The organism is Grimontia sedimenti, assembly GCF_011045095.1.
Classification (GTDB): Bacteria; Pseudomonadota; Gammaproteobacteria; order Enterobacterales; family Vibrionaceae; genus Enterovibrio; species Enterovibrio sedimenti.
Map to the genome: position 1 here is coordinate 141,501 of NZ_JAALDL010000006.1, position 18,148 is coordinate 159,648.

Sequence of the window (18,148 nt, forward strand, 5' to 3'; positions counted from 1 at the left end):
ATATGTGTCAATTAGGAATGCAGAATGAGCGACTACGCCTTTTTTGAAGCCACTCGTATTTTCAAACGTGCCGTCCCTCTGATGGTAAAGTACAAAGTACCGACCACCCCTCATTACTTCTCCCTTTGGTACACGTACTGCGCAGGCACCCATCCACAGCTCAATCAAGCCGTTGATGATACTGTCAGCCGCTTCGGTAGCTGCGCTCAACACCATTGCGACAGCCTGATAGAAACTTACCTGCTCGATGACGCCAAACGAGAAGTGAACAACTTTCGTCAGAAGCTACAGACTTTGGCTGCCGATCTGGGCGACTCCATGGGCTCAACTGTCTCTGATACCGAGGAGTTCCGGGATATTCTGAGCAACTCAGTCGATAAGCTCAAAAACGTGAATAGTCACATTGCCTCACATGGTGAGAGTAAACAGGTTCTGCAGGAATTGCTGAAAGGCTCCCAGCATTTACTCAGTGCCACGTCGCAATACCAGATTCAGGTATCCTCCCAGAAAACAGAAATTGATGCCTTGAAAAAGCAGCTTCAGGAATACCAGAAACAAGCATCCCATGATGCGCTCACTGGCTGCCTCAACCGCCGCGAGTTTGAAAAGCAGTTAGAGGAAAGCGTTCATCAAAAGAACGTGTTCAGCGTCATGATGGTCGATATCGATCACTTCAAATCTTTCAACGATGAGTTTGGCCACCAAATGGGCGACAAGGTGCTTCAGATTGTTGCAGCCAAACTGCAGCAGGTGGTTGATGAATCAGGGGCAGTATTTAGATACGGCGGAGAAGAGTTCGTGGCCATTTTGCCAAGTCTACCTCTAAAGTCGACGTTTATGATCGCCGAGAAAATGCGTTCGACACTCGAAAGACTGTCAGTCACAGACAAACGGTCTGGACAGAAAATTAACTCGATTACGGCATCATTTGGTATCGCGGAGAGAGAGGGTGATGAGTGTGGGCTGGCGTTAGTAGCCAGAGCAGACGAAGCCTTGTACAACGCAAAACACAAAGGCCGTAACTGCGTCATGCCGCAGGTTCGCTAAGCGAACCTGCTATTGAGTAAGTTTCGCTCCGCCCCCCGCAAGCCATTGCAACTCAGCTTCTGTAGAAAGTCGACCCAACGAAGCATTTCGGCTCGGAAAGCGTCCAAAGCGCTTAATAACGTCAAAGTTGTTTCTCGCGTGGCGAAAAATATTTTCAAACAACCCTGCTTCATCCAGTCCAGCAGAACTACACAGCTGACTGAAACGAAAAAGGGCTTCTTCTTGGTCTTCCATGTATTCCGAGTGTTGCAAAGGCATATAGAAAAACGCTCGCTGAATGGTCGGCAAGGTTAAATCCTGTGCTTCTGCAAGGCCACGCTTGCAGACCGCCAACGCAAACTCGTCATACCGGAATGCCGCGCTCAATCCGCGATAAACCCTGCGGCTAAACTGATCAAGAAGAACGATAGTCGCTAATGTTCCTTGTGGTGAAGAAAGCCACTGATTCAATTTCCCCTCGCCCGCCATGCTGACATAGGGAAGAAACTGCTCTCGGATTTGCTTGTCCAAAGCTTCATCGCTTTCAAACCACATGGCGTTAAGCATATCGTCTGTTTTGGGAGAATCAGGATCACCAAACCAAAACTCTAGTACTTCTATGTAGTCCATTCGCGCCTCCCTCTGACGCAATATAAGTACCTTTAAAGCCTAACTGCATATTTGATTTAACGCGGTTCAATGACACGATTGGCGTTGGTTTTGTGATTTTACTATGACATTTACGCAAGACCTGCACGACAGGACAAGTAAGAGTTTAATCTTGGTCAAGCCGCTCACAGGGTTGAGCTATCGTTTCAATCATGAGAATGCGCACTCCAACGATCATTTACATTGGCGCCGAATCCCAGTAGTTTTGACCTGATTTCCTGACATCAAGAGAAGATGAAATGCCATTCGAACTCCACCCACGTTTGGACGCAGACACCACATGGCTCGGCGACTTGCCACTTTGCCGTGTTCTATTGAGCAAAGAAGACTTTGGCCCTTGGTTGATTTTGGTTCCCAAAGTCGAAGGAATTCGCGAAATTCACCATCTGTCCGAAGCTGACCAACTCCAGTTTATCCGTGAATCTTCTTGGGTCGCGACAAAACTGGAAGCGCACACGAATGCAGACAAGCTCAACATCGCCGCGCTGGGGAACATGGTGCCTCAGCTTCATGTTCATCACATTGCCCGCTTCCAAACCGATGCTGCGTGGCCTGGCCCTGTATGGGGCAACACCAACGGTTTGCTGCGCCATGACTTAGCCCAAGTCGAAATTACGGAAAAATGGCGCGCCCTCCTCGGCGAGATCGCCGACTTCACGCCTGCTGGATAAAAGAAAAGCGCGGATTGTATCCGCGCTTTTTGTTTTTTACTGGTAGACAGTCAGCCCCAGCTCAGAGTCTTCCAACCAGGTATATTGCCGGACTTCGCAAGATGAACGCTTAGATACTGTCACCTTGAGTTTTCCCCGTTTCACCCACTCTTTCAGCATGGCTTCAACACCATCTTCAGACAGTGCGAACGCTTTTGCCAACTCCCTTAAAGAGCACTTTGGGTGGGATTGGATATAATCCCGCAAGGCAAACAAAATCATACCGTAACGACTCTGAGTGTGTTTGCAAATGAACCTTGGCGTTTGAGTAACGCTATCGTCGCCACCATCAACGCAATGCTACCGGCAATCCATAGACCACTCGCCAGAGGTGTCACCATTAGCATCATCGACTGATAGGTAATGGTTGCCACCACCACACCTAGCAGCATGGTCCATCCAGCAATGAAGACAGCAAATGGTCGGCCAAACTCACGGACATACGCGCCCATCGCCGCGACACAAGGTGTGTATAGTAGGATGAATACCAGATAAGCAAAGGCGCTCGCCATGGTGAAATTAGCACTCAGATTAGCAAAAATGCTCAGATCAACTTCTTGCTCTTCAGCCACCGCTTCATTGTCTGCTAAATCACCAACCTGAATACCAAGAGGGTCTGCATAGTTCAGCCCCATCAGGTTTTCAGGAATAGTCTGAACCGCTTCAGTCAGGCTACTTAGCAAGTCGTACTCTGACACATCTTCATCGCTGGGAGAGGCATAAAGGTTGTTCAACGTGCCCACAACGGCTTCTTTAGCAAAAATACCCGTAATGATACCGACAGTAGCTTGCCAGTTGTCTTCCTGAATACCGATTGGTGAAAACACTGGCGTGACAAATTGAGCCGCCTTTGCCAACACGGAGTTATCTGAATCTTCGTTACCGAACGAACCATCCGTACCAATTGAATTCACAAAACTCAGGATAGTCACCACCACCACAATGGTCTTACCGGCACCCAGTACAAAACGCTTGAGTTTCTGCCAGGTTTTCACGTAGATATCTTTCACCCGTGGCCATTCATAGCGAGGCATTTCCATTAACAAGGCTTCGCTATCACCGGGATATAAGGTTCGGCGCAGAACAATACCCGTAAAGATAGCGACCGCGATACCCAAAAGGTAGAGGAGGAAAACAACATTCTGACCGTTTTCCGGGAAAAATGCCGCAGCAAAGAGTGCGTAAACCGGTAGCCTTGCACCACAAGACATAAACGGTGCCATCGCCGCCGCCAACCGGCGTTCACGTTCCTGATCCAATGTACGGGTTGCCATAATCGCAGGTACATTACACCCAAAGCCCAGCACCAATGGAACGAAAGCCTTGCCCGGCAGCCCTATCTTCTGCATTGCCTTATCCAGTACAAAAGCGGCACGTGCCATATAGCCAGACGTTTCAAGAAGGGACATGAACAGATACAGACAGGCAATCACAGGAATAAATGTCGCGACAGTCTGGATGCCGCCACCGACACCGTCAGCAATAATAGTGACCAGCCAAACTGGGAGGTGGTCATCCAGCAGATAGTGACCACCATCGACCAACAATGCCCCAGTGCCGATATCGAAAAAGTCGATGAATGCACCTCCAATATTGATGGAGAACATAAACATCATGTACATCACGGCAAAGAAGATTGGCATCCCAAAGTAGCGGCTCAATACCAGATTATCAATGGCATCTGTGACTCTCGCTTTGAGAGGGACGACTTGTGTTTTGGCTGCATGACAGATTTTCGCAACCCGTGAATAGCGGACATCTGCAACCATGAGGTCGATATCTGTTGCTCCCAGAGAGTTTGTGACCGTATGGAGGGTATACTCAATGCCATCAGACATCTGACGCTTAAGAGCGCTATCTCCGCATAGAAGACGGATAGCCGCAGCCCGACTGTACGCATGGCTTTCTTTTACGAGTTCTTGCGACAGCGTCGAGATACCTTGCTCAAGGTTTTCACCGTAGTGAAGTTCAAAGCCACTTTTTGATGAAGACGGTGCAACAGATAACGCCTCAGAGAGTGAAACATTCAGCGCCTCAACCGACTTCATGTCGGTTGCTGTCACTGAATAGACAGGACACTGGAGTAAATTCGACAAAACGTTTTCATCGATTTCAAAACCTTGAGCCTTAACCACATCCATCTTGTTCAGTAACACAACCATAGGACGGCCAAGCTCACGCAGTTGCAGCGTAAGATACAAACTGCGCTCAAGACTGCTCGCATCTAGAACGTTAACAATCAAATCGCAAGGGAGATTGAACAAAGCTGAAATCGCGATTGATTCATCAAGACTATTCTCACCATCTGCATTGTCGAGCGTGTAGATGCCCGGCAAATCAGTGAGGGAAGCCTCTTCACCTTGCAGTGACAGCCGCCCCATTTTCTTGTCCACAGTCACACCCGCCCAGTTACCGATTTCCTGACGCGAGCCTGTCAGACGGTTAAACAAGGTCGTTTTACCTGAATTGGGGTTTCCCACCGTCAGTAATTGCTTACCCATCATGAGAGGCTACCTCGATGTTTTGCGCTAAAGATAGGCGAAGTGCGATGTCGCATCCTCTCACTCTGATTTGGACCGGATCGCCCATTGGTGCATAACGGATAACACTGAACTCAGTCTCAGGCAGTAAGCCCATTGCCATCAGTTTTTTTCGAGGGATAGTGGGCACAGCCGAGAGAGATAGCACCCGCCCAGCCTTACCGGGTTTAAGTTCCGTAAGCTTCATAAACACAACCAAAATGAGAATCATATACATTTGCAGTCAAAAGTATTGCAAATTGTTTCCGTAGGAAAGTTGTTTTTGATCAACAGACCCTAGGAAAGTTCGATACCTCACTCGTTCAGCACGTCGAGCTGTTCGTCAATTTCGTCAATATTCTCGTTAACTTCGTCAGTTTCATCATAAAAACAGCCAGTTGACGCACACCTTGGTTGAGCTTCAATAGAAAAATCAAACGCTATGTTCTTCGTTAAAAACGTCAAAAGAAAAAATTTCAAACCCTTCGACCCCTCGAAATTTTAGAGGCAGTGCAAAGAAATCAGGGCTTTTTAATGGAAATGAAATAATGGCGGGAAATTACTATCAGCGATCGCGGTTAAATCGTTTTAATGAACCCAAGTTATTTAAAACCTAATTCCAGATGGTGTGTGGTCTCCCACACACCTCCGGCAGCAAGCGAAGGTGTCTTTGACGCCCGTGGTATGGTCAGCAGGCTATACCACGCTCTTTTTTTTCTCTCCCCCTTGTTTATAGCACTCCCCCCAGCCATTGATTTACACCGACAGAGATTTAGCCTTATGGATACTGTTCGCTGCCACAGGTTTCACGGAATTGTGAGGGAGTAACACCATATTTTTGCTTAAACGACTTGGCGAAATAGGAAGGTTCGTTGAATCCGCAGGCAACGGCGACGTCAGTGATCTTGTCACCCTGACAGAGCATACGTTTCGCATTCTCCAGTCGCGTGGTAATCAGCATCTCTTTGAACGTATTGCCCAGTTCTTGCTTAAAGCGGCGTTGCAAGCTTCGCTCCGAGATAAACAACGCCCTTGCTAACAGCGCAGTAGAGTATTCAGGGTCATGGAAATGACTGTTAATTTCGGCAATCACCCGCTCACGCCACGCTTCGGACTCTTTAGACTCAGAGGATAAGTCTTCACTTCGCACCGTTGTGAGCGCTTCTGGTGAGTCATCATCTTCAGGCGGCAAAGCACCGCAAAAGCGTTTGACGGAAACTTCTCGCTTATCAATTTCAATGACTTTGCGGTGAACGGTTTCCCTAAGCTGCTTGTTCTGAACCCTTACAGCATCGTGCTTTCTTCGATAATAGGCGGCCACAAAGATGATGCCGATGATCAAGACCAGCAGGAAATGACCCAATCGCTGGTACCAAGGAGACGCAACCACAAACCTAATCAATCGTACCTGCTGACTGGTACCGTCACCTTTTTCCAGCTTGATCATCAAGGTGTAATCACCAGGTTTTAACGCACTGAAAACAAGTTTTTGATCACTTGTTGAATACCAGTTCCCATCACCATGGCCTTCAAGGCGATACTTGAGTGTTTCGCTGGTTCCAAACGGCATCCGCCCCACTTCGACGGCAACAGTACCATTGGGGTTTATACCAAGTGGTTTGTCCGATGAAAGTCCCAACCGCCAGGGGATCCCGTTGATATAAACAGCGCTTGGCGATACCGGAGTAGATGGGGTATTGAAAAGGGATGTGAGTGTCGCCTCAGGAATCGAGAACACACCAAAGTCCCCTGCAATCAACATCCTCTCTGCGTTCTTTTGACAGAAATGGCGCAAAGAAGCGACTGGATTTGGGGAGCCTTGCACAAATTGCAGAGCGTTAGGGGAGAATTGGTGTCTGTACACCCCTTTTTTAGTCACATAAAGCGCTGAGGTGCCATTCACAACCAAACACTTGGCCACATCGTCGCTGGCATTAATAAACTGCTCTTTGGGCAGAGATTGCTGGATAGCGTCATAAGTATAAATCCCACGCTGTGTCAGCATCCATAACTCGCTATTCGGCCCGACTTTCAGGGACTTTATCGCTCCCACTTGTTCCCGGCTGAGTTTCGGAATAAACCTGCCATCAAAATAGAAATAGAGACCATTCGTTGTTCCGAGCCAGGTGCCACTTTCTTCAAGATCGATCACCGAGGTAAGTCGGTTATTGAATGCACCTGACCAATCGCTGCCGAAGTCCACCACTGTCTGACTTTGAGGCCAAAAACGCATGATCTTGGAGCCAGTTGCCAGCCAAAGTGAGTGGCTGTCGCTAATAATGCGATCAACGGGTACGCCCTCGAGCACTGGTGGAACCAGCCCCTCCAACCTTGAAAAAGTGTCCGGATTATAGGCCTTAAGGCCTAACGCAGTCGCCACCCATAAGGCACCATCAAACTTGACCATGCTGTCGATTGCGGTGTCCAGCTTAGTGGATTTAACCGGCATCATTTCAGCATTAAGCATGACGAGTTTATATCGGGTACTCAAAAGGTAACCGTCATCGTGCTCTACCAGTGAGGATAATTGTTCCTCCCCTGGTTCAGGGGACAGAACATACATGGGGAATCGGTTGATGTGGCTGATAATTTTACTGCGATAATTGAGCCCGACATCACTCGCGACCCATAAATCTTCCGCTTCACCCACTTCAATATCCATGATGGCGTGTCCGGAAAAACTGAAGGTGTCATCACTCTGCCCGGAGAGCGCTTCAAAGTCGCGTTCATTCTCTTGCTTGAAAAACAGTCCTGATGGTGACCCCGCCCAAACCCCTTCATGGGTCACTGCTACGTGATCAATGCGCAGCTCAGGTAGGTAACGATTCAGCACAGTGCCAGACTCAATGACTAACACGCCCCTGTCAGTCCCCATCCAATATTGGTCGCCCCGCTTCGAGACGCTATTAATCTTCTCATCAAATTCAAAAAGGAGTTGCTTCGAAGGCAATGCGTAAGCTTTGTTTTCGTGCAGAGCTACAGCCTTATCGTCCATTGCTATCAAGGCATCATATGGCCTATCAGATACGGTGGCTGGTTGATGGCTATCAGTGTCTATTGTGAATGTCTTGCGCGACGTGGTGACCCAGAGCTGTTTTTTCGTTCCAACCAGCGCAGTCACCTCTCCTTCTAAATCAACAGGGATTAGCTGGTTTTCGTCGATATCATATTGTATTAGCTGGCCTTTTAATACCAGCCACAAATCTCCGTCGAACAGCTCAATTTTTGAAACACCCTTACCAATGGGCGTAAAGGCATCCAATTTGTGGTAGTGCGATCCGTCATAGAAACTGACACGACCGCCAGTATCGAGTAGCCAGACACCTTTTCCTTCGGCAGGCTCTATCTCTTTGATTTTGGCGGTATCACTCGCGGAGGCAAATGGGAAGGAATAGAAAATAGGCGATGCCTGTACCGTTACCGTCAGTCCGGTAAAGATCAACATCGCCATAAGAAATGGTTTGTGCAGAGCAAGCAAAATGCGAAACAGTGACAACATTGTTTTATATGATTTTTTACTGTCACTGCAGTTTCGCAGCTTTTCGGATTTGGTCTTCTTCGAAGTTGGAAATTATGCGAACAAGTTCACATTACACCAACTCAAATCTCTCCAAAGCAAGATAGATACTGACTTCCCAGTTGATTCAAGAAATCAACATATTGATTGCTTCCTACTTTTAAGTCCGTTGCCATTGGATCAAGCACCAACACTTTCGTGTCAGTTCCTTTCACCAAGGTTGATACCATAGCTGGGTTAAACTGTGGCTCACTGAATACACACTGCGCTTTACCCTCTTTGATGGCACCACGGATAGTAACAAGCGTTTTAGCACCTGGCTTACGATCTGGGTTGATGGTCAAATGACCAAGTGGACTGAGTTTAAATGCATCTTCAAAATAGCCGTAAGCGTCATGAAACAGGAAATAGCCTTTGTTGTTAAAAGCAGCAAGACGAGTTTGAAGTGCAAGCTTTGCCTGTTCCAACTCAGCTTTAAACGCCGTGTAGTTATCCTCATAAGCCTTCGCATTCTCTGGGTCTATTTTTGATAACTTATCTTTGACTGCCTGTGCAATAACGATGCTTTGGTCTGGGCCTAACCAGATGTGACCATCAATACCATCATGAGAGTGATCGTGGTGGTCGTGATCATCGTGGCCATGCGAACCTTCTTCGAAGTAGCGAACTGGCATGCCTGGGTAGCTTGTTAAACGAACGGCATTGTCCGCATCGCTCAGTAGCTTCTCCAAAAACAACTCTAGTTCCGGCCCTACCCAGAATACTGCATCTGCCGAAGAGATTTTTTTGAGGTCTGACGGTTTCAGCGCATAGTCATGCGGAGATGCACTATCCGGCAGTAACACTTCCACGTTTGCATGATTACCCGCGATGTCATTGGCTATCAGACCGAGTGGTTTGATAGTCGTCACCAAATTTGGTTGGGCACTCGCAACTGCTGGAAGGAATAACATTAAGGCTATGAAAAACTTCTTTGTACTACTGATCATCGTGTCATCCATCATGCGAATTTAAAAACAGCGAGAAATGTTATATTATAACATTTCATTTTTAAACCACTTGTTCAAGATATGTCCTCAGCTCTCGTTAAACTCGACAAGATTTCTGTCATCTTTGATGGAAAAAGCGTTCTCGATCGTGTCTCTCTGTCCCTTTACAGAAATAAAATCACAACGCTTATCGGCCCAAATGGTGCAGGAAAATCAACACTGGTCAAAACCGTGATTGGCTTGATAGAACCTAGCGTAGGGAAAGTAGAAAAGAGCAAAGGATTGAAAATTGGCTACGTACCACAGAAGCTCAAACTCAATGAAAGCCTTCCTCTCAACGTGGAGCGCTTTTTAAAGTTATCTCCCGGTGCCAACCGTAAAAGTATTGGTGAAGCGCTGGCATTAGTCGGAGCAACTAAGTTGCTTCACGCCAATATGCATACATTGTCCGGTGGTGAATGCCAACGCGTTATGCTGGCCAGTGCTGTTTTGAAAAAGCCTGATTTGCTGGTTTTGGATGAGCCGGTTCAAGGCGTGGATGTGTCAGGCCAGCTAGAGCTTTATAGCCTGATAGGCGAGCTAAAAGATAAGTTGCAGTGTGCTGTACTCATGGTTTCCCACGATCTCCATATCGTCATGGCAAAAACTGATGAGGTTATCTGTCTTCAACACCATGTATGTTGTTCTGGCGAACCTGAAGCGATTTCATCTCACCCTGAATATATTGCGTTGTTCGGTCGTCGAGAATGCGAACAGCTAGCGCTTTACCAACATCACCATAACCACGAACACGATCTGTCAGGAAGCCCTATTGGTCCCTGCCAACATGGAGACCATCACAATGCTTGAGTTTCTTGCGATCCCGTTTTTTGCAGGTGTCCTCATTGCTGCCACTGTAGGCCCTCTCGGATCATTTGTTGTTTGGCGTAAGATGGCGTACTTCGGCGACACGCTTGCTCACGGTTCACTGCTGGGATTAGCGCTGGGTTTTATGCTTCAGGTGAACCTGAACATTGCGCTCGTCTTCAGCTGTATAGTGATTGGTATTTTACTGGTGGGGCTTCAACGTAAAAGCAGTGTATCGACGGACACCCTGCTTGGCATCATCGCCCATACGTCTTTGTCCCTTGGCCTTGTGACAATCAGTTTTGTTGACGACTTACGCGTAGACCTAATGGCGTATTTGTTTGGTGACCTTCTGTCTGTGACAACGGCAGACATTAGTTGGATTGCTGCTGGCTGCGCATTGGTATTGGCATTTCTCTATAAACTCTGGACGCCGTTTCTCGCAATTACGGTTAACGAAGAGATGGCAAGGGTCGATGGTTACAACGTCGATCGACTCAAACTGATCCTGATGTTGTTGGTTGGGCTGGTGATAGCGGTAGCCATGAAGTTTGTCGGTGCATTAATCATCACCTCTTTGATGATCATCCCTGCGGCGACAGCCCGACGATTCTCAAAGAGCCCTGAACAAATGGCGCTTCTTGCCAGCGCGATTGGCGTCATTGCTGTGTTTGGTGGAATTGCTTTGTCATGGTTTAAAGACACCCCGGCAGGCCCTTCTGTCGTAGTAGCAGCAGCCAGCCTGTTCTTTCTAAGTCAATTCTACCGACAAGCCGAATAGTATTTTAAAGGCATAAAAAAACCGCTCCAAGGAGCGGTTTTTTCTATTCTAATTTGCTTACCAACCAGTACGTGAACGCAGTGCTTTACCGATATCAGCAAGGCTTTTCACTGTGGTTACGCCAGCTGCTTCCAGTGCTGCGAATTTGTCTTCCGCAGTACCTTTACCACCAGAGATGATCGCACCTGCGTGACCCATACGTTTGCCCGGAGGCGCAGTCACACCCGCGATGTAAGAAACAACTGGCTTAGTCACATTCTCTTTGATGAATGCCGCTGCTTCTTCTTCTGCGGTACCACCGATTTCACCGATCATTACAATCGCTTCAGTCTGTGGATCTTCTTCGAACATTTTCAGAACGTCGATGAAGTTAGAGCCTGGGATTGGGTCACCACCGATACCTACACAAGTAGATTGGCCGAAACCTTCGTCAGTAGTCTGCTTAACCGCTTCATAAGTCAGCGTACCTGAACGAGATACGATACCCACTTTACCTGGCTTGTGAATGTGGCCAGGCATGATGCCAATCTTACACTCACCCGGAGTAATAACACCTGGGCAGTTTGGACCGATCATGCGAACGCCAGCTTCATCCAGCTTCACCTTCACTTCAAGCATATCCAGCGTAGGGATACCTTCTGTAATGGTCACAATCAGTTCGATACCTGCATCAATTGCTTCCAGGATCGCATCTTTACAAAACGGCGCCGGTACGTAGATTACAGTCGCTGTCGCGCCAGTTGCTTCCACGGCTTCTGCCACAGTGTTAAACACAGGAAGACCCAGATGAGTCGTGCCGCCTTTGCCTGGTGATACACCACCAACCATTTGCGTTCCGTATTCGATCGCTTGCTCTGAGTGGAAAGTACCCTGACCACCGGTGAAACCCTGACAGATTACTTTGGTATCTTTGTTAATCAAAACAGACATTATTTGCCCTCCGCTGCAGCAACAACTTTCTCTGCTGCTTCAGTCAGTGAGGTCGCAGCAATAATGTTCAGGCCTGACTCAGCCAGTTTCTTCGCGCCAAGCTCAGCGTTGTTACCTTCAAGGCGAACAACAACCGGTACTTTAACGCCAACTTCTTCTACCGCACCGATGATGCCGTCTGCGATCAGGTCACAGCGCACGATACCGCCGAAGATGTTCACCAGAACAGCTTTTACGTTGTCGTCAGAGAGGATGATTTTGAATGCTTCAGTAACGCGCTCTTTGGTTGCGCCGCCACCAACATCCAGGAAGTTTGCAGGGCTACCGCCGTGCAGGTTTACGATGTCCATGGTACCCATTGCCAGGCCCGCACCGTTAACCATACAACCAATGCTGCCGTCCAGAGCAACATAGTTCAGTTCCCACTGTGCAGCGTGTGCTTCACGTGGATCGTCCTGAGATGGATCGTGCATTTCACGGATTTTTGGCTGACGGTATACAGCATTGCTATCAACAGCCAGTTTTGCATCCAGACAGTGCAGGTTGCCTTGATCAGTAATCACCAGCGGGTTCACTTCCACCAGCGCAACATCGCGCTCGATGAACAGCTTTGCGATGCCCATGAAGATCTTGGTGAATTGCTTGATTTGCTCGCCTTGCAGACCCAGCTTGAATGCCAGTTGACGTCCTTGGTATGGCTGAGGACCAACCAGTGGGTCGATCGCAGCTTTGTGGATCAGCTCTGGCGTCTCTTCAGCGACTTTTTCGATTTCCACACCACCTTCAGTCGATGCCATGAAAACAACGCGACGTGTACCACGGTCGACTACTGCACCCAGGTAGAGCTCTTGAGCAATGTCAGTACACTCTTCAACCAGGATTTTGCTAACAGGCTGGCCATTTGCATCCGTCTGGTAAGTCACCAGATTTTTGCCCAACCAGTTTTGTGCGAATTCTTTGATTTCTTCTTTGTTGCTAACCAGTTTCACACCGCCCGCTTTACCGCGACCGCCAGCGTGTACCTGACATTTAACAACCCACTTGTTTCCACCAAGCTTGTCAGCAGCTTCAGCAGCTTCTTGAGGAGTGTCACAGGCATACCCTTCGGATACTGGCAGCCCATATTCAGCAAACAGCTGTTTTGACTGATATTCGTGCAGATTCATGATGTTCTATCCGTGTCTATTTCCGTTTTATAGGTTTAATTTGCTTTCCACACAGGGGGCTCCAGCCCCCTGTTATCCGGTAAAAACCGGGCTGCTTATACGTCAAGCAGCAGACGCGTTGGGTCTTCTAAAAGCTCTTTTACAGTCACCAAGAAACCAACAGACTCGCGTCCGTCGATCAAACGGTGATCGTAGGAAAGAGCAAGGTACATCATTGGCAGAATCTCAACCTTGCCATCGACTGCCATTGGACGCTCTTGGATCTTGTGCATACCAAGAATAGCAGCTTGTGGTGGGTTGATAATCGGCGTCGACATCAGAGAACCAAATACACCACCGTTTGTGATGGTGAAATTACCGCCGGTCAGTTCATCAACCGTCAGCTTACCGTCACGGCCCTTGATAGCCAGCTCTTTGATCCCTTTTTCGATCTCAGCCAGGCCCAGGCGGTCACAGTCACGCAATACTGGCGTTACCAGACCACGAGGAGTCGAAACGGCCATGCTTACGTCAAAGAAGTTGTGATAAACAATGTCATCACCATCGATTGATGCATTCACTTCTGGGTAGCGCTTCAGCGCTTCAACAACCGCTTTCACGTAGAAAGACATGAAGCCCAAACGAATACCGTGGCGCTCTTCGAAAACATCTTTGTATTGCTTACGAATGTCCATGATTGGCTTCATGTTCACTTCGTTAAACGTGGTCAGCATCGCAGTGCTGTTTTTCGCTTCCAGCAGACGCTCAGCAACACGCTTACGAAGACGTGTCATAGGAACACGCTTCTCGCTACGGTGGCCAAGTGCAGGCGCTTCATCTTTCGCTGCGGCTGGTGCAGCGGCAGCCGCTTTCGCACCGCCACTTTTCAGGAACGCATCTACATCTTCGCGAGTGATTCGACCGCCAACACCAGTACCTTTAATCTGCTCAGGCGTCAGATCATTTTCAGCAAGAAGACGACGAACAGCTGGGCTCAGGGCGTCGTTAGACTCTTCTGATAGAGAAGCGGTGTGACGTTTGTCTGGCGAAGCTTCCGAAGATACTGGCGCATCTTGCGTAGGTTCACCGGCAACAGCACCAGGCTTCAGCTTGGCAAGCAGTTGCTTAGAAAGAACAGTCGCACCTTCTTCTTCAATAATGGCTTCTAGCACGCCATCGTCTGGTGCTGGAACTTCCAGAACTACTTTATCTGTTTCAATATCAACCAGTACTTCGTCGCGGCTTACCGCATCGCCTGGCTGCTTGTGCCATGTCGCCACTGTTGCATCAGCAACAGATTCAGGTAGGTCGGGAACCAGAATTTCGATTGTCATTTCGTTTAATTCCTTAGCTTTCTAGTTCTTAATTCAGGGTAAGAGCGTCTTCAATCAACGCTTTTTGTTGTTTTAAATGCACCGACATATAGCCTACAGCCGGAGATGCGGAAGCCGCACGGCCTGCATAGCTCAGGGTGGCGTCAGCCGGAATCGCCAAGCGGAAATTGTGCTGGCTGCTATACCAAGCGCCTTGGTTCTGTGGCTCTTCCTGGCACCAGACAAAGTCTTTGGCATTAACATATTCGCTGATCGCAGCCTGTACGTCCTCTTTCGGGAACGGGTAGATCTGCTCAATACGAATGATGGCGACATCTTTGATTTCATCTTTGCGACGCGCTTCCAGCAAGTCAAAGTAGACCTTACCTGAACACATCACGACGCGTTTGACCGCTTTTGGATCCAGCTCGTCAATCTCGCCGATTGCTGGTTGGAAGTTGCCATCTGCCAACTCATCCAGTGTTGATGTACACAATGGATGACGGAGCAGTGATTTAGGCGACATCACAACCAGAGGGCGACGCATTGGGCGGAACACCTGGCGACGCAGCATGTGGTAAACCTGTGCTGGCGTTGAAGGAACGATAACTTGCATGTTTTGCTCAGCGCAAAGTTGCAAGTAACGCTCAAGGCGTGCGGACGAGTGCTCTGGGCCCTGACCTTCGTAGCCGTGTGGCAGCAGCATGGTCAAGCCACACATACGACCCCACTTCTGCTCACCGGAGCTAATGAACTGGTCGATAACAACCTGTGCGCCGTTTGCAAAGTCACCGAACTGTGCTTCCCAAACTGTCAGACCACCTGGTTCTGCAGTCGCGTAGCCGTATTCAAACGCCAGTACCGCTTCTTCTGACAACACAGAATCAAACACCTGGAATGGGCCTTGTTTGTCATGAATGTTAGTCAGCGGAATATAGGTGCTTGCATCGTTTTGGTTGTGCAACACAGCGTGACGGTGGAAGAAGGTACCACGACCAGAGTCCTGACCCGTGATACGGATGCGACGACTCTCATCGACAATCGTTGCATAAGCCAGTGTTTCAGCCATGCCCCAATCCAGCGCTTTCTCACCTTTGGCCATCGCAAGGCGATCGTTGTAGAGCTTGTTAACGCGGCTGTGAAGCTTGTGGCTCTCTGGATAAGTACAAATACGTTTAGCCAGCTCAACCAAGCGCTGCTTATCGAATGTGTTTGGCCATTCAACTGTCCAGTCGTGACCCAAGTATGGAGACCAATCAACGGAGTGAAGCGCCATTGGGCGATACTCTTTCACCACGATTTCGCCGTGATCCAGCGCATCACGATAGCCATTCACCAACTCAGTGGCTTTTTCAACGTCGGCAACGCCTTTGTCTGACAGGACATCGGCATAGAGCTTACGTGGCGTTGGGTGTTTTTTGATCTTTTGGTACATCAGAGGCTGAGTCGCATTCGGCTCATCCGCTTCGTTGTGACCATGACGGCGGTAACACACCAGATCAATCACCACATCACGCTTGAATTCGTTTCGGTAATCAATTGCCAGACGCGCTACAAATGCCACCGCTTCCGGGTCATCTGCATTCACGTGGAAGATTGGCGCCTGAACCATCTTCGCGATGTCAGTACAGTATTGTGTTGAGCGTGTGTCGTTCGGGTTCGAAGTGGTAAAGCCCACTTGGTTGTTAACTACGATACGGATAGTACCGCCAACCTTGTAGCCACGCGCCTGAGACATGTTAAACGTCTCCTGCACGACACCTTGACCCGCAATCGCTGAGTCACCATGGATGGTTATCGGCAGAACCATTGAGCCGTCTTTGTCACCAAGACGATCTTGGCGCGCACGTACTGAGCCCATGACCACTGGATTAACGATTTCCAGGTGAGACGGGTTGAATGCCAGTACCAAGTGAACGTCACCGCCTGGCGTTGCAAAGTCACTGGAGAAACCTTGGTGATATTTCACATCACCCGTTCCCCACGAGTCACTATGTTTACCCGCAAACTCGTCAAACAGTTCTGAGGGTTTTTTACCGAGAACGTTAACCAGCATGTTCAAACGACCACGGTGCGCCATGCCAACCACCACTTCACGCACACCTTGTGTACCTGAGTGGCGAATGACTTCTTTCACCATTGGGATCAGCGCATCACCGCCTTCCAATGAGAAACGCTTCGCGCCTGGGAATTTTGCGCCCAAGTAACGCTCGAGACCTTCCGCTGCCGTCAGCTCTTCCAGCAAAGTAATTTTCTCGTCGCTGGAAAATTCTGGCTGGCCAATCACAGACTCAAGACGCTGCTGAATCCAGCGTTTCTCTTCTGTATTGGTGATGTGCATGTATTCGGCACCGATAGAACCACAGTAGGTCTTGGTCAGTGCGTCGTAGAGATCGGCTAGTTTCATGCTCTCTTGCCCAATGGCAAAAGAACCAACGTTAAACGTCTCTTGGAAATCGTCTTCGTTCAGACTATGAAAAGATGGGTCTAAGTCAGGCACGCGATCGCGCTGCCAAAGACCGAGAGGGTCCAGATTTGCTTGTTGGTGTCCACGGAAACGGTAGGCGTTGATAAGTTGGAGAACTTTTACCTGTTTCGCGTCGACGTCCGGATCACTGACTGATGCACTGAAATGCGCTGTCTCGGTAGCAAGTCTGCGGAAATATTCACGAACTCTTGAGTGGGGTTGCTCGGTTGCGTTGCCATTCACGACAGGCAGTTCGTCAAAAACTGCTCGCCATTCGCTATCTACAGACTCGGGGTCACTGAGGTACAGTTCGTAGAGATCTTCTACGTAAGTTGCATTGGCGCCAGCCAAATGAGAAGACTCAAACCAAGCCTTCATCACGCCATTTTGCATTGTTATCCCTTAACCACTTAGTTTTTATGTTGCTACGACCGGGGGTTAGCCGGCGTTCCTTTTAAGCTCCCCCGAAAGGGAGCCTAAATCTTGATATATGTAGGTGTACAGAAGCCGATATTACACTGCGCGTTTAAGCAGCATTGAACGAATATGGCCGATTGCCTTCGTAGGATTTAGCCCTTTAGGACAAACATTTACACAGTTCATGATGCTATGGCAACGGAAAACGCTAAAAGCGTCGTCCAGATCTGATAAACGCTCATCTGTGGCAGTGTCGCGGCTGTCAATCAGCCAACGATATGCAGCCAGAAGTCCCGCAGGACCTACGAACTTATCTGGGTTCCACCAGAATGATGGGCACGAGGTGGTACAACATGCACACATGATGCACTCATACAGACCATCAAGGTGAGCACGGTCGTCAGGCGATTGAAGATTCTCACGCGATGGCGGTGTGCTGTCATTAATCAGGTAAGGCTTAACACGCTCATAGTTCTGGTAGAACTGAGTCATATCGACAATCAGGTCACGAACCACAGGCAAGCCAGGCAGTGGACGAATCACAATGCTCGACTTGTCAGTCAGCGCTGACAACGGTGTGATACATGCCAAACCGTTCTTACCGTTCATGTTAATACCATCAGAGCCACATACACCTTCACGGCATGAACGACGGAATGACAGCGTTGGATCTTGCTCTTTCAGCAGGATCAGTGCGTCGAGTACCATCATGTCAGAACCGTCAGGCACTTCCAGGGTGTACCCTTTCATGTGCGGCGCGTCATCAACGTCCGGGTTGTAACGGTATACAGAAAAATTCAGTTTCATAATCTTCTACCT

General features: G+C 48.7%; 15 protein-coding genes. 4 read left to right on the top strand and 11 right to left on the bottom strand.

The window, feature by feature from the left end; genetic code table 11:
• Window positions 1-24: 24 nt before the first annotated feature.
• Window positions 25-1,047 (top strand): GGDEF domain-containing protein, encoded by a 1,023-nt coding sequence (locus G5S52_RS10365; protein WP_165013319.1) that lies wholly within the window; start codon window positions 25-27, stop codon window positions 1,045-1,047.
• Window positions 1,048-1,056: 9 nt separating this feature from the next.
• On the opposite strand, the gene G5S52_RS10370 is transcribed toward G5S52_RS10365, so the two are convergent.
• Window positions 1,057-1,656 (bottom strand): DUF924 family protein, encoded by a 600-nt coding sequence (locus G5S52_RS10370; RefSeq protein ID WP_165013321.1) that lies wholly within the window; start codon window positions 1,654-1,656, stop codon window positions 1,057-1,059.
• 278 nt (window positions 1,657-1,934) lie between these two features.
• On the opposite strand from G5S52_RS10370, the gene G5S52_RS10375 reads away from it, so the two are divergent.
• A complete protein-coding gene (locus G5S52_RS10375; RefSeq protein WP_165013323.1) occupies window positions 1,935-2,366 on the top strand; it encodes an HIT domain-containing protein in 432 nt (143 codons plus the stop codon).
• A 36-nt stretch (window positions 2,367-2,402) separates the two neighbouring features.
• On the opposite strand, the gene G5S52_RS10380 is transcribed toward G5S52_RS10375, so the two are convergent.
• From G5S52_RS10380 to znuA, 5 genes are all read right to left on the bottom strand, one after another.
• Window positions 2,403-2,627 carry a FeoC-like transcriptional regulator gene (locus G5S52_RS10380; protein WP_165013325.1) on the bottom strand — a complete coding sequence of 75 codons (225 nt, stop codon included), beginning with the start codon at window positions 2,625-2,627 and terminating at the stop codon, window positions 2,403-2,405.
• The gene (feoB, locus tag G5S52_RS10385; RefSeq protein WP_235956181.1) at window positions 2,624-4,906 is read right to left on the bottom strand and encodes a Fe(2+) transporter permease subunit FeoB; all 2,283 of its coding nucleotides are present in this window, start codon (window positions 4,904-4,906) and stop codon (window positions 2,624-2,626) included. The genes G5S52_RS10380 and feoB overlap by 4 nt, the downstream gene beginning before the upstream one ends.
• Window positions 4,899-5,132 carry a FeoA family protein gene (locus tag G5S52_RS10390; protein WP_165013329.1) on the bottom strand — a complete coding sequence of 78 codons (234 nt, stop codon included), beginning with the start codon at window positions 5,130-5,132 and terminating at the stop codon, window positions 4,899-4,901. Before G5S52_RS10390 ends, feoB begins: the two co-directional genes overlap by 8 nt.
• A 570-nt stretch (window positions 5,133-5,702) precedes the next feature.
• The gene (locus G5S52_RS10395) at window positions 5,703-8,375 is read right to left on the bottom strand and encodes a helix-turn-helix domain-containing protein (protein WP_235956169.1); all 2,673 of its coding nucleotides are present in this window, start codon (window positions 8,373-8,375) and stop codon (window positions 5,703-5,705) included.
• Window positions 8,376-8,524: 149 nt separating this feature from the next.
• Entirely contained in the window at window positions 8,525-9,445 is a 921-nt protein-coding gene (znuA, locus tag G5S52_RS10400; protein WP_438590719.1) for a zinc ABC transporter substrate-binding protein ZnuA, read from the bottom strand.
• A 66-nt stretch (window positions 9,446-9,511) separates the two neighbouring features.
• Between znuA and znuC the strand changes: the two genes are divergently transcribed.
• Window positions 9,512-10,279, top strand: a complete 768-nt coding sequence (gene znuC / locus G5S52_RS10405; RefSeq protein ID WP_165013336.1) for a zinc ABC transporter ATP-binding protein ZnuC — start codon at window positions 9,512-9,514, stop codon at window positions 10,277-10,279.
• Window positions 10,272-11,057: a zinc ABC transporter permease subunit ZnuB gene (gene znuB, locus G5S52_RS10410; RefSeq protein WP_165013338.1), complete on the top strand. Its 786-nt coding sequence runs from the start codon at window positions 10,272-10,274 to the stop codon at window positions 11,055-11,057. Before znuC ends, znuB begins: the two co-directional genes overlap by 8 nt.
• 57 nt (window positions 11,058-11,114) lie before the next feature.
• On the opposite strand, the gene sucD is transcribed toward znuB, so the two are convergent.
• From sucD to G5S52_RS10435, 5 genes are all read right to left on the bottom strand, one after another.
• Entirely contained in the window at window positions 11,115-11,987 is an 873-nt protein-coding gene (gene sucD / locus G5S52_RS10415) for a succinate--CoA ligase subunit alpha (protein WP_002539560.1), read from the bottom strand.
• Window positions 11,987-13,153: an ADP-forming succinate--CoA ligase subunit beta gene (sucC, locus tag G5S52_RS10420; RefSeq protein ID WP_002539561.1), complete on the bottom strand. Its 1,167-nt coding sequence runs from the start codon at window positions 13,151-13,153 to the stop codon at window positions 11,987-11,989. Before sucC ends, sucD begins: the two co-directional genes overlap by 1 nt.
• Before the next feature lie 95 nt (window positions 13,154-13,248).
• Entirely contained in the window at window positions 13,249-14,466 is a 1,218-nt protein-coding gene (gene odhB, locus G5S52_RS10425; protein WP_165013340.1) for a 2-oxoglutarate dehydrogenase complex dihydrolipoyllysine-residue succinyltransferase, read from the bottom strand.
• Window positions 14,467-14,494: 28 nt separating this feature from the next.
• Window positions 14,495-17,305, bottom strand: coding sequence for a 2-oxoglutarate dehydrogenase E1 component (gene sucA, locus G5S52_RS10430; RefSeq protein ID WP_165013342.1), 2,811 nt, complete (start codon window positions 17,303-17,305; stop codon window positions 14,495-14,497).
• 120 nt (window positions 17,306-17,425) lie between these two features.
• Window positions 17,426-18,136 carry a succinate dehydrogenase iron-sulfur subunit gene (locus G5S52_RS10435; protein ID WP_002539565.1) on the bottom strand — a complete coding sequence of 237 codons (711 nt, stop codon included), beginning with the start codon at window positions 18,134-18,136 and terminating at the stop codon, window positions 17,426-17,428.
• Window positions 18,137-18,148: the final 12 nt, after the last annotated feature.

Coding starts and splice junctions, on each gene's coding strand:
- G5S52_RS10365 (WP_165013319.1), top strand. CDS start 25: ATGAGCGACTACGCCTTTTTTGAAGCCACTCGTATTTTCAAACGTGCC.
- G5S52_RS10370 (WP_165013321.1), bottom strand. CDS start 1,656: ATGGACTACATAGAAGTACTAGAGTTTTGGTTTGGTGATCCTGATTCT.
- G5S52_RS10375 (WP_165013323.1), top strand. CDS start 1,935: ATGCCATTCGAACTCCACCCACGTTTGGACGCAGACACCACATGGCTC.
- G5S52_RS10380 (WP_165013325.1), bottom strand. CDS start 2,627: ATGATTTTGTTTGCCTTGCGGGATTATATCCAATCCCACCCAAAGTGC.
- feoB (WP_235956181.1), bottom strand. CDS start 4,906: ATGGGTAAGCAATTACTGACGGTGGGAAACCCCAATTCAGGTAAAACG.
- G5S52_RS10390 (WP_165013329.1), bottom strand. CDS start 5,132: ATGAAGCTTACGGAACTTAAACCCGGTAAGGCTGGGCGGGTGCTATCT.
- G5S52_RS10395 (WP_235956169.1), bottom strand. CDS start 8,375: ATGGCGATGTTGATCTTTACCGGACTGACGGTAACGGTACAGGCATCG.
- znuA (WP_438590719.1), bottom strand. CDS start 9,445: ATGATGGATGACACGATGATCAGTAGTACAAAGAAGTTTTTCATAGCC.
- znuC (WP_165013336.1), top strand. CDS start 9,512: ATGTCCTCAGCTCTCGTTAAACTCGACAAGATTTCTGTCATCTTTGAT.
- znuB (WP_165013338.1), top strand. CDS start 10,272: ATGCTTGAGTTTCTTGCGATCCCGTTTTTTGCAGGTGTCCTCATTGCT.
- sucD (WP_002539560.1), bottom strand. CDS start 11,987: ATGTCTGTTTTGATTAACAAAGATACCAAAGTAATCTGTCAGGGTTTC.
- sucC (WP_002539561.1), bottom strand. CDS start 13,153: ATGAATCTGCACGAATATCAGTCAAAACAGCTGTTTGCTGAATATGGG.
- odhB (WP_165013340.1), bottom strand. CDS start 14,466: ATGACAATCGAAATTCTGGTTCCCGACCTACCTGAATCTGTTGCTGAT.
- sucA (WP_165013342.1), bottom strand. CDS start 17,305: ATGCAAAATGGCGTGATGAAGGCTTGGTTTGAGTCTTCTCATTTGGCT.
- G5S52_RS10435 (WP_002539565.1), bottom strand. CDS start 18,136: ATGAAACTGAATTTTTCTGTATACCGTTACAACCCGGACGTTGATGAC.